We start from the raw sequence: 11,812 nt of genomic DNA, 5'->3' as shown, positions 1-11,812 counted from the left end.
GAGTTAGTGTCCAAACTTAGGGGGTTAATCCGATATGTATATGTTAAGTTTTTTCGATGCTTACTAATTTATCGGTTACGGTGCACTTCCTCGAAACGGTATCTATGATTTTGGGGGTGGGAAGCTGTAGTTTGCTGGCAGGCTTAATTTCCTCCAATATCTCAACTGTACTGACTCTCATTAAAACGAATTTAGAGGGGGTTGGATGCTACTCAACGTGTACCGATAATTGATCTAATCCTCGTTGTTGGTAGCTGGTCCAGATCTTTCGCCTTCATTTCTTTTATCTTTTGGTCAAATAAAGATTTTGTAATTGTTTTATTTGAGCTAGATTCAAGACTGCTAACGTTTTTCCATTACCACTGAGATCTACTACACGCTCTTTTTCTCCTCCTTCAATAAGTAGAGCATTGAGTCCATACCTTTCATCATCAATAAGCTTTACCTTGGATCGTCAACAGAAAACTGGACAACAATTATGAGGAGATTTTTCTAGCTCCACCGGCGTGAGGTATCCCAGAGTCCCGAGAATACGATAGCGGTTAAACCAGTTCACGTAGTCCCAAGGTTCCCGTTCTAGTTGCTCTGCGCTTTGGAAATGGACTTGGTTTGCAAACTCTGCTTTAAATACTTTAAACATGGCTTCCGCTACAGCCTTGTCATAGGGACAGCCCTTCATGCTCAGAGACCGCTGGATTCCAAACGTACTTAGAACATTGGAAATCAGGGCATTATCAAACTCTTTGCCACGGTCACTATGAAACATCTGAATCCTATCCAGGCGTACGGAAATATTTGCAATGGCTTTGTAGACCAGGCTAGCTGTCTTTCGAGAGTCGCTGCTATGACCAATAATCTCACGGTTGTAGAGGTCAACAAATAAGCATATATAATGCCCAGAGTGTCGAGAAAGTCCAACGGACTTTCTCGACACTTTATTTTTTATTTGGGGAGACTCAACTTTTAAAACAAAAATCGATTTAAAACGATCTGAGGACCCATTTTTATTTGATCAAAATGGCCATTTTAAACCTCATTAAAAAAACAGGGGGTTTCTCGACAGCCTGAGCATATATAATGCCATTTATTTTGCACAGGTACGTTGTTAAATCACTGACGACCACGGCAAAAGGCTGATTTTGCTCAAATTTTCGCTGGAGGATATTCGTCTCTTGGGATTCATTAGACCCCGTTCGTAAGGGTTTGTATTGCGCCACGGTGTAGTTGGAAACCAACTCATGCCTCTTCATGATCTTCCCGATTTGAAATAATTGACCATTTAATGTTTAAATTCAGCTTTAAAGGTTCGTCTTGGCTTGGACATCGTAGACTCGCTCCTTCTCTATTGCTTCATCCGACTAGCCCCCATTTTTTCTGTTCAACTAACTGTAGCCTATCAAATTCATGCTGCCGTGTGACATGCTGAAGCTCCGTAAGCATCTCGTTCCATGTGCGATGAGGCTTCACATCTCCCCGGCAATACATTTCTGCTAAATAGCAGGCATCTGCTGCATCCGTTTTCACCTTTCTTAATTGGGTCGCCTTTGCCCCTGATAATACGAAAAGCTGTCTAGTTTAGTATTGACAATTCCATAATGTCCAAAATGTCAGGAATGAGTTTGAATGGCCACAAGTATATCCAGCTTCACTCTATTCAAAAATGGATGCTATTTTAGGAAGCCATCTAATCAAAAAGAACCCCAATGAACCCTATAAAAAATCATGTTCAGCGGAAGAAGATACCAAGGTTCTAGATTATCAGAGAATAAACTTCATTTTTAATGAGGAAACATTTTTAGCGTTTAAAAAGAGAGATTTGGATGGGAACGTAGATATTCCTGCTTCTACTGCATTTGCAGGCTTTACAATAGGGGATAGTCTTGAAATAGGAATTGAAACCAATGAAAAAAATCAAGGTGCAGGCTTCGGTTCCATCGTATGTGCAGAGCTAATTGATGATGCATTGCTTATTGCTTGTGCGTTCACCTCCAGTTTCAGACGGTATTATTTTTGTACACTCAAGGCGTGAAGTGGATGGCATTGATATATCGGTAGGATTGAAAATATCATAGTCTATCCTATTGAGACTAGCCCTTTTGATTGATGAGAGGGCTGTTATATGTGAACTTATAGAATTCGACTTAATTCGATAAAACTTCCTATAAATTCGATAAAACCTCCTAATGAAAAGAGAAGTTTGATGAGTTATACTATTTTTGTTGTTAACACACATTTTATGTATAAAACTATAATGAAATTGTAATTTTAGAAGGATTACCGATAAATTATAAAGAATGTATGAATCACGGCTCTCTGGAGGCGATCTTGTGAGTAATTCTGTTTAGATATATTTCTATACATCTGGTCCTACCGTACGCGTGGTCGGTTTTGTCGTGAGATTGGGTTCGAATAAACTACATAAATCATGAAAATAAAAAATAGGTGTACAACTACTATACTTATTTAATGTATTTCATTTGTGAAATTATTCACTTTTCACAAATGAAATAAGATGTAGTGTCTCATAATTGAGCACACCATTTTTACAGGTTAAGGGAATATAATCCTTCCCTTTTAAAAAGGGAGACATAAATAAGAAAAATAAGGTGAGAATGAGAGGAGATCGTTTTCTTGATAAAGAACAGGTATTATTTACGTTATGAACTAGAAGAAGAATCACTAGTTATCAATACCTTAACAGGCTCGGTTGACTACTTTTCAGAAGAAATGATTGAATTATTTGACAAGTTAGAGTCTATTGAATACAGTGCTTTATCTAGTAAAGAGCAAGAGTTTGTTCATCATCTCAAACAAAGAGGATATATTTTTTCTTCTAAAGAAGAAGAAGAAAAACGCTTAAAGCAGGCTATGAAGTTTGCAACAAGTCTAGATGTCATGCAATACATTATCTGTCCTACTTATGCCTGTAATTTTAGATGTCCATACTGCTTTGAAGATCATGATATTCATGAGAAAGTTTCGATTATGTCAGATGAGCAACTGGAAGGCGTATGGAATGCAATTCAACATTTTCATCAAAAAAGTGGTCTTACGAAAGGACACCTTCACTTGTTTGGCGGAGAGCCACTTCTCCCTATGACACAGGAGATTATCAAAAAAATCTGTGACAAAGCTGTAGAATGGGATTTTCGTATTGGCTGTAATACGAACGGTTTCCATATTGCTTCATTTGTCGATACTTTAGCAAGTTATGGTGATCGAATCAGTGTAGCAGTGACTATTGATGGACCTGAGGACATAAATAACCAACGCCGCATTTTGGCTGGCGGTCAAGGAACGTTTCGACAAATCGTCCATGCGATTGGAGAAGCTCTTGCCAAGGAACTGCGTATTGTAGTCCGTGTTAATATTGATCATTCTAATATTTCACGAGTAGGCGAACTTGTGGAGTATTTTAGAGGGAATAAGTATCTTGACTATGAGAATTTTGGAATACATTTTGCCCCTATCACCGATCATACTTGCCAGAGTACCGGAGAAAACCTAATGCAGGGAGTAGCAATTATTAAGCTACTTCGTCGTGATATTCCTGATTTTGATGAGCTTGTTGCTTCAAGAAAGCTTATGATCGGGCCTGACATGTGGCGTTTTATGCAGCCATTGATTCAGTTAGACCCTGAGTTGAAGGGGCACGCACAACCATTTTTCCCACAGACGGTATTCTGTGAATCTGTGCAGGGAAAACAAATTGCTTTTGGCCCGGATAGTCACATCTATGCTTGTACTGATCTTGTCGGTCGACCAGAATTCAAAATCGGAGATTACTTTCCGAAAATGAATCTTAATGATCGGAAGTGGCGAAAGTGGAATGAGTTCAACTCACTTACAATCACCCAATGTAAAAGTTGCTCCTCTGCACCAATCTGTGGTGGAGGCTGTGCAACTGAGGCTTTAGTTACTTTTGGAAACCTTGAGCAACCTCATTGTACACACGCGGATAGTAAAGTGTTTGAATATCTTGATACTATCCGTAATGATCTTGTTGCTCAAGGGGGGGCATCCAAATGATATCTAGCACATATAATTCATTCTATAAACTATCGAATGGTGATTATGTTCTCATTAATTCCTTGAGTGGAGCAATTGATACAATAGGTGTGGAGGTGAAACAATTCCTAGATCGTATTCGAAAAGGTGATGTCCCTTCACGAAATGAAGATTATGAACCATTGTATCAATTCCTTGAAAAAAGAGGGTATATTTACGAAAGCCGTGATTCCGAGTGGGCAAAGTTATTTGAAATACGAGACCACGTTTATCGGTTGCAAGATACCTCTGTTGCAGGGATTACTTTTAATGTATGTACGACTTATATGTGTAACTTGCGATGCCCGTACTGCTATCAAGGACATGAACTCCACGAAAAATCACATGTACTCACAATGACGGAAATAGACAAAATGTTTAAGGCAGTTGATGGGATCCTTGCAATGGAAAAAGAAAAAGGTCGTTATCAAAATGCAACACATCGTATGATGCTCTACGGAGGAGAACCTCTGTTGCCTACAACTCGCGAAACAGTTAGGGAAGTTGTGAGAAGAGCTGTCGATGGGTACGGTTTTAGAATATATGCCATTACCAACGGGACTTTTCTACATGACTATCTCGATTTTTTTGAACAGTATAAAGAAGAATGGGATTATTTCCAAATCTCTGTAGATGGGCCTAAGTCGATTCATGATCAGAGAAGGATTACAGCTGGCGGTCAAGGAACGTTTGATAGAATAGTTCGAAACATTGATATGGCATTAGAGCGCGGCTTTCGAATCGCATTGCGCACAAATATCAACAAGGATAATGTTGATCATCTAGAAGAGTTGGTCTCTTTTGTTGAACAGAAGGGCTGGCACGAGCACCCACTATTTTTCTGGCAGATATCCCCCGTTACTGACCACTATGGCGACAATTTACCTAACCACTTACCTGAACATAAACTACTAGTGGCTCTTTACGAGAAGTTTGGCGATTTGGAAGAGTTTCTGGAAAAGTACAGCGTCCAGCTTGGTACAGATTTAAGTATGAGAACTTCAAGAATTCGTCAGGCCATTACCTCCAAAGACTGGGTTATGAACAACCCTGGTGATAGTTGTATTTCTATACCTAACACACTTCCAATTTTTAAAGAATGTAGTGCAAGAGAACATCGTTTCTATGCCTTCGGTGCGGAAGGAGCGATTTACGCTTGCCCAGAATCTGTAGGACGTTCAGAGCTTGCTATTGGGACATTTTATCCAGAGTTTGTGATTAATCCCATCAAACATAACATGTGGGAAAGGGATATAACAGATTCCGAACAATGCGGCACGTGTAGTGTTTCTCTATTCTGTGGCGGCGGGTGTGCCTACTCAAACTTGATGCGCAATGGGTCTATAACTAAGCCGCACTGTAACTACTCTCATCCAACCATTTCAACCTATGTGAAGCTGAATGAAGGAATCTTTTTACAGGTGCAACATAAGTAGACTTCAAATCCGGTTCATGTGAAGAGAAACTTTCATGAAAGGAGGTGAGAAATATGTCATTTAAAATTCATTCTGTTAATGAAAATACGAAGCTTTGGACTGAATTAGCAGACGAAATGGAAGTTTTAGAGAATCGCGATGAAATGTCTATTATCAATGCTGGTTCCTGTTGTTTCCAACCTTGGACTTGTTGCGTTAAAGTTAACTAGTACTTATTCGGCTATACACCAAGTTTAATGCATCAAAATATCTTGCAAATATGGAATGTTCAGAACTTTGTTGTGTGAACAGGAATTTTAGAAGGCTTAAATTCTTGTGAAAATCAGGAACTGGTTTCGGTATTGCTTTTATCAACGAAGAAACTCCACTTTTATGTGGAGTTTCTATCCTGCTTTGGGGTGAAAATGTGGATAGGAAAATTAGCAATCCTCATTTATTTCCATATACAGTCAGTCCCATGGATATCTGGGACAAGGGAAGTCACTATATTGTTTCTTTTGAAACAGGGCTGCAATTAAAAGTTACAGAGAGATTACTCAACATATTCTCCTGTATGAATGGAAATCTATCATACGAGGAGATAAAAGAGCAGTTAAAACAGAAATACGATCTATATATCGAAATAGAAGAGTTATGCTATTTTGTTGAGAATCTATTGCTTCCTCACGGTGTACTTGTTGGTTATGCCAAAAAGTCTGAACATAACTCAGCTATTTTATTTCGAACCCCACTTATGACAGGAGAGCGTTTTGAAAAAATAGCGAAGCCTTTTCATTGGTTATTTCAAAAACCTTGGTCAATCCTCATGCTCTTTGGGATGGGATTTTGTTTGCTTTTGAACTTTTACCAAGTGCAAACGGCAGATATGATGGGGGCATTTGGAACTTTTAGTGGAGTTGGAATGTCACTCATTCTTCTTCTCTTATCTATTTTATTCCATGAGTTTGGGCATGTAGTGGCAGCATACCGATATGGTATTCGTCCACGTGATATTGGGATAGGTTTGTATATGTTGGTGCCTGTGATGTTTGTAGATCTTAGTGAAGCGTGGAAATTACCCCGAAAGAAGAGGGTTGTAATAGATTTTGCAGGTATATATTTCCAATTAATAATGATATCCAGTCTTGCAATTTGGTATAGTTTGGCAGCGGAACGAGACATACTGATTGCTAACCAATTAATTTTATATTCTGTCGTTTTAAACCTAAACCCCATCCTACGTTATGATGGTTTTTGGGCATTGAATGATGCAATTGGTATTTACAATGTTCATACCAGAGCCTTTACCTTACTTAAAACTGGAATAAAGGGATATCTACTGCGTCATCAGGAGTCGAGGGGAGCTTTTCACAAGAGCATAAGAATGATGGAGAAAAAGCTTCGTTCTGTCCTACTTTTCTACTTTTCACTTTATATCCTTATGGCAACAGCAGTGATTGCATATATTTTGTATACGATGATCCATACATTACTAGCAGTACGTCCGTTGACTTTGGAAAGTACCAAAGGATTATGGATGCTTGTGTTGGTGATCCTCGTACAGCTGGTTTTGAACATGAGCTATCGCCTTATACAAAAGAAAAAACAAATAAAACAAATAAAACAAATGATGAAGGAGGGATAATCTTTGTCTCAAGTAATTGTTGAAGTAAGAAATATCCGAAAAGAGTATCAAACAGAGTCAGGTACCTTACAAGTTTTAAAAGGGGTTAATACAGACATTCGTAAAGGTGAGGTTGTCAGTATTATGGGACCAAGCGGAAGTGGAAAGTCTACTTTGCTTGGTATTTTAGGAACCTTGGATACACCAACTTCTGGTCAATTAATGATTGACGGTGATGAGGTTACTGGTTTGACTGAGAGCCAGCTCACTGAGTATCGCGCAAAAAAGATTGGCTTTGTCTTTCAGGCTTACAATTTGATCTCCACCATGACTGCCAAAGAAAATGTAATGCTTTCCTTAATGTCTGCAAAAGGAAAAAGTAATTCCAAGATGGAACAAAAAGCGCTTGAGCTGCTGGATTTGGTAGGAATGAAAGAACGTTGTAATCATCTGCCAGGTCAACTGTCGGGAGGACAACAACAAAGGGTAGCCATTGTCAGAGCTCTTGCCAATCATCCATCCATCATCATTGCCGATGAGCCGACGGGAAATCTTGATTCGACGACCGGCAAACTCATTCTTGATCTTATATGTAGTCTCCGAGATAAGGTAGGCACAACATTTGTCGTAGCAACACATGATCCAAACGTTGCCGAAGTTTCAGATCGAGTACTGCACATTTTAGATGGGCAAATCCAAGAGAATTAAGTAAAGGTTGTGAAGCTTCCATGTTGTGGATATCTTCTTTTCGGAGTTTATTTCGAAATAAGTTAAGAACTTTTTTTACGATGACAAGTATAGCCATAGGAGTAGCGAGTTTTTTCTGTATGTCTATGCTTTCTGAACTTGTACCGCAGGCAGTACATGAATCCTCCAAGAAAGTCTTAGGGGGAGATATCGAAATTCAAGCTTATATGAAACCTACTACTCTGACAGATTTGGAAAAAGTGATACCTGATCACGCAAGAAAAAACATGACGATAGGGTATGTTACAAACACGATGATCAAATCAGACCACAAAATAACGAATGCTTTTGTGAAAGGGATTGATCCCAAACAGTATCCTCTCTATGGAGAAGATATGCTTCCAGGTGTCAGCTCGTTACGCGAAAACGAGGTCTTGATCACAAAAAATCTCGCAAATCGCTTACAAGTGCAAGAAGGGGATAACATCTCACTTCCGAATAAACAGGGCGAGCTTAATACTTTTCAAATTCGTGGATTGGTAGAAAAGGCCCAAGAGTCATATGGAGATTCAATGATTTTTGGCATGATCTATATGGGTTACAATCAGTTGATACAATTGCAGAACTTAACACCAGGTATCACAAATGAAGCGTGGGTCACTCTTACGAACAACGAAGAAATCGGACAGATACGGAAAAATACAACTACTGCCATCGAAGGAAGTAATGTATTGGATTCAGGTGACAAAGAGAAAAAGATGCTAATCGACGTCCGCTCTTTGTTGCTATTTTTGCGTGTGTTCAGTCTCATTACACTTGCTATAGCCGGTATGACTACCTTTAATACAATGACGATCATGATGTCTACTCGTATCAGAGAAGTAGCCGTGATGAAAGCCATTGGTCTCAAAAACAGCTTCATCATGTACAGTTTTGCTGTCGAGGCATTTTTAATCGGGGTACTTGGAACAATGGGAGGAATTCTGGTTGGAGAAATTGCTAGTGTGTGGTTTTCCTCCTATATGGGTGCTGTTCTTGTCTTGCCTCTTCATTGGGAATTTAGTTGGCAAGCGATTGTCTCCACTTTGCCAGTAGGTATTTTAGTAACTATTATTGCAGCTTGGATGCCGTTACGTAGCGTATCACATATGTCTCCTTTACAGTTACTTCGTGGAACAGAGCCTATAGGTGAGGGGAAATTACCTTTTTTTAAAAAGCTACAGACCCTTTTCTTTGCAAGCGTAGTGGTTGGTTTCTATTTGCAGGATGTCATGTTTGATTCAGTCGGTTCTTTTCAAATATCTAATTTGCTTCTCGCTTCATTAACGTCCATGGTGATCTTATTGTTGATAATTGGACTAATCAATGTAACTTCTTGGATCTTTGGATTACTCTTTCGGCTTTTGGGGAGAGGAAAATCACTTTTCTCTCAACCTATCTATTTAGCTTTACATAACTTATCGATGGCACACAAAAGGAATGGTCTATTATCAGTAACATTGACCGTTGGTGTGCTATCTGTCGTTCTAAGTCATGTACTTACAGATAATCTTATCCAAGTGATTCAAATGCAAATGGAAGTCCAATCCAAAGGAAATGTGTTGCTCACTTCCTCTGCGAGTGACGTAAAAGTAGTTGAGCATTTACTGAGCACAACTGACGGAGTCATCTCCTATAAAAAAGGATATAAACAAGAAACACAGTTGTTACAGATAAACGATCAAAGTGCGATTGAGAAACTGAAAAGTCTAGGGCGAACCAGTAAAGTGTTCGAAAATATGAAATTTTCTACAGAAGCTGTGGACTTACAAGAAAAAAACCATTCGTATAAAATCTCCTCTGGTCGTGACTTTACTCCGGAAGACAACGGTGCTCTACACGCCTTGTTAATTGAAGACTTCCAAACAGAATTAGGAGTCAAACAAGGGGATACTCTTAAAGTTAACTTGGACCAAAAAACGATGAATGTAAAGGTCATTGGCTTTTTCGAATCCAATTTATTTAAGACAGCAGAGATACGCCTTCCTGAACAAACCATGCAGAAGTACGGTCAATCAACGAGTGTTTCTTACTATGTAGACGCAAATGCAGGTAAGATTCAAGACATCTTGGATTTGCTCAACCAAAAGCTGCCTAAATCTGCAATGGCTTATTCCATCAAGCAAACCGTGGCAGAGAGTTTACAAAATGTAGTAGATACATTTAGTAATTTTTTTTCTATCGTCTCTTTACTTGCTTTTTTAACTTCTGGATTAATGATTGGGAATCAAGTGGTGATCTCACTTTTACAACAAAAACGAGATGTTGCCATTATGAAAACCGTGGGTGTCTCTACAAGAAAACTAATTTCCTCTATTTTAACTGAAAAAGCGATTCTTTCTTTTGTAGCAGGTGTCGTAGCATCTGGTTTGGCGTTGATTTTCTCTTTCGTCATACTGCTTTCCGTGTTCCATGTATCGCTCATGTTAATGAATGCTTATTGGGTAGTAATCGGCATTGGGATGTCGATGCTTGTTACCTTGCTCGTTTCATTATTGGCATCTTTGCAGTCTATGGCAGCAAAACCAATTGAAATGCTACGTTAGGAGAGTGTTATTATGTCAAAGGCTCCTTCTCAGATCCCGACAAATCAAATACCCAACCGTCTAACAGGTTGGGTTCAGCCCTTCACCTTGCTGGTTCTATTTATTTATATCGCCGCACTGGTTGTAATGGGTGTTCTCACAGATGAATGGATATCTCATCCTGTATACGCTATTGGCGTAATTTTACCCGGTGTTGTAGTGTTTGTTTGGTCACGGGCTTATCAACTTGAAACTACATCCGTACAGATATCGAATGAAGAAGTAAAAGTGAGCCTCATCTGGTATGTGATCGTATTGATCATCTACAGTGTTGTTTTGGGCAACGAGCATTTACGCGTTTTAATTAATGAGGAAACAAACTGGATAACATTGGTCATTGTACCGCTTATTTTGATTCAGTCAGCGCGAGGGAAGCAAGGTGGAACGTTTAGAGAGTTACTGAGTTCAGTGGGATTAACGCGTCAGGGATTGGGAAAAACGATAACGCTAGCTGTAGTTACATGCGTTTTGCTTATACCAATTATTCTCTATTCCCTTAGCGAAGAACAACTTTCCAAAGTGATGACTGTTTTCCAGAAACCTGATCAAGCAGTCCTTTTTTATCCATTAAGCTTAGTAATGGCTTTTCTCCTTCCCGGCTTTACAGAGGAAGTAATGTTTCGAGGCATTCTGCAATCTCGATTATCAAGTTTCACAAGGTCTGAGGTGAACGGTTTATTCTTAGCCTCTCTACTGTTTGCTATCTATCATGTACCGTATGCCTACTTCCTTACTTCATGGGCTACGCACGGAAACCTAACTTGGTCACTATCTACAGTTTTGACAGAGCGGTTTATCACAGGATTGTTGATGGGTTTGATCTGGATGCGTACAAAAAATCTAGCAGGGCCCATGATCGTTCATGCTTTTATGGATAGCTTTATTATTCTTGCTAGTTTTGTAAAATAGGAAGTATGAGTTAAAGAAACAGAATACAATATTGAGCTAACAGGTTTTGATTGGTCTGAAGCGGAGAAGTTGCTGGATACATTACACGAAGAAAATGTGGATGAAGCATTACCTGAACATCCGATCACTCGTAAAGGTGACATCTAGCTACTTGGGGAGCATAGGCTCATATGCGGAGACTCGACTAATCCTTAGGATATCGCAACATTGATGAATGGTAAGAAGGCTCAGCTTATTGTGACTGATCCACCCTACAATGTGGACTATACAGGTAGACTAAGGATGCTTTGAAAATTGAGAACGATAAAATGGACAATCACCAGTTTTATGATTTCCTTTTGGCTGCTTATACTCGAATGTTTGAGATAGCTGATGACGGAGCAAGTATTTATGTGTTCCATGCAGATAGTGAAGGTTTGAATTTTAGGAAGGCATTTATTGGAGCTGGATTCAAACTAGCACAGTGCGGTATATGGGCAAAGCAAGCGATGGTAATGGGCAGGCAA

At 39.2% G+C, this 11,812-nt stretch carries 9 protein-coding genes and 2 pseudogenes; 9 read left to right on the top strand and 2 right to left on the bottom strand.

All coding sequences use genetic code 11. The annotated features are described in order from the left end of the window. Window positions 1–454 precede the first annotated feature (454 nt). Both L693_RS0106245 and L693_RS28915 read right to left on the bottom strand, forming a co-directional pair. Complete coding sequence (locus L693_RS0106245) at window positions 455–934, bottom strand: IS3 family transposase (RefSeq protein ID WP_025716538.1); 480 nt, start codon at window positions 932–934, stop codon at window positions 455–457. Between the two features lie 437 nt (window positions 935–1,371). Further along, window positions 1,372–1,548, bottom strand: a pseudogene (locus L693_RS28915) (IS110 family transposase); the annotation flags it as partial. A 112-nt stretch (window positions 1,549–1,660) separates the two neighbouring features. Between L693_RS28915 and L693_RS0106230 the strand changes: the two are divergent. The 9 genes and pseudogenes from L693_RS0106230 to L693_RS30455 form a co-directional block, all read left to right on the top strand. After that, a complete protein-coding gene (locus L693_RS0106230; protein ID WP_025716536.1) occupies window positions 1,661–2,029 on the top strand; it encodes a hypothetical protein in 369 nt (122 codons plus the stop codon). A gap of 602 nt (window positions 2,030–2,631) precedes the next feature. Continuing rightward, window positions 2,632–4,029, top strand: a complete 1,398-nt coding sequence (locus L693_RS0106225; protein WP_025716535.1) for a radical SAM/SPASM domain-containing protein — start codon at window positions 2,632–2,634, stop codon at window positions 4,027–4,029. Continuing rightward, window positions 4,026–5,483, top strand: a complete 1,458-nt coding sequence (locus L693_RS0106220) for a radical SAM/SPASM domain-containing protein (RefSeq protein WP_025716534.1) — start codon at window positions 4,026–4,028, stop codon at window positions 5,481–5,483. Before L693_RS0106225 ends, L693_RS0106220 begins: the two co-directional genes overlap by 4 nt. Window positions 5,484–5,536: 53 nt before the next feature. Further along, window positions 5,537–5,692, top strand: a complete 156-nt coding sequence (locus tag L693_RS30460) for a hypothetical protein (protein WP_167518609.1) — start codon at window positions 5,537–5,539, stop codon at window positions 5,690–5,692. A gap of 197 nt (window positions 5,693–5,889) precedes the next feature. Then, the gene (locus tag L693_RS0106210) at window positions 5,890–7,107 is read left to right on the top strand and encodes a site-2 protease family protein (RefSeq protein WP_025716533.1); all 1,218 of its coding nucleotides are present in this window, start codon (window positions 5,890–5,892) and stop codon (window positions 7,105–7,107) included. A 3-nt stretch (window positions 7,108–7,110) separates the two neighbouring features. Continuing rightward, complete coding sequence (locus L693_RS0106205; RefSeq protein ID WP_025716532.1) at window positions 7,111–7,794, top strand: ABC transporter ATP-binding protein; 684 nt, start codon at window positions 7,111–7,113, stop codon at window positions 7,792–7,794. A gap of 20 nt (window positions 7,795–7,814) precedes the next feature. After that, window positions 7,815–10,358 carry an ABC transporter permease gene (locus L693_RS0106200; RefSeq protein WP_049825074.1) on the top strand — a complete coding sequence of 848 codons (2,544 nt, stop codon included), beginning with the start codon at window positions 7,815–7,817 and terminating at the stop codon, window positions 10,356–10,358. A 12-nt stretch (window positions 10,359–10,370) separates the two neighbouring features. Beyond that, window positions 10,371–11,306, top strand: coding sequence for a CPBP family intramembrane glutamic endopeptidase (locus L693_RS28910; RefSeq protein ID WP_081752088.1), 936 nt, complete (start codon window positions 10,371–10,373; stop codon window positions 11,304–11,306). Window positions 11,307–11,593: 287 nt separating this feature from the next. Beyond that, window positions 11,594–11,812, top strand: a pseudogene (locus tag L693_RS30455) (site-specific DNA-methyltransferase); the annotation flags it as partial.

Source organism: Paenibacillus sp. 1-18, assembly GCF_000520755.1.
GTDB lineage: Bacteria > Bacillota > Bacilli > Paenibacillales > Paenibacillaceae > Paenibacillus > Paenibacillus brasilensis.
The sequence above is the reverse complement of the archived record's forward strand: the minus strand, read 5'-3'. Positions and strand labels throughout refer to the sequence as shown.

Bases quoted from the DNA above. Each gene is read 5' to 3' on its own strand.
- L693_RS0106230 (WP_025716536.1), top strand. From the start codon at position 1,661: ATGGATGCTATTTTAGGAAGCCATCTAATCAAAAAGAACCCCAATGAA.
- L693_RS0106220 (WP_025716534.1), top strand. From the start codon at position 4,026: ATGATATCTAGCACATATAATTCATTCTATAAACTATCGAATGGTGAT.
- L693_RS30460 (WP_167518609.1), top strand. From the start codon at position 5,537: ATGTCATTTAAAATTCATTCTGTTAATGAAAATACGAAGCTTTGGACT.
- L693_RS0106200 (WP_049825074.1), top strand. From the start codon at position 7,815: ATGTTGTGGATATCTTCTTTTCGGAGTTTATTTCGAAATAAGTTAAGA.
- L693_RS28910 (WP_081752088.1), top strand. From the start codon at position 10,371: ATGTCAAAGGCTCCTTCTCAGATCCCGACAAATCAAATACCCAACCGT.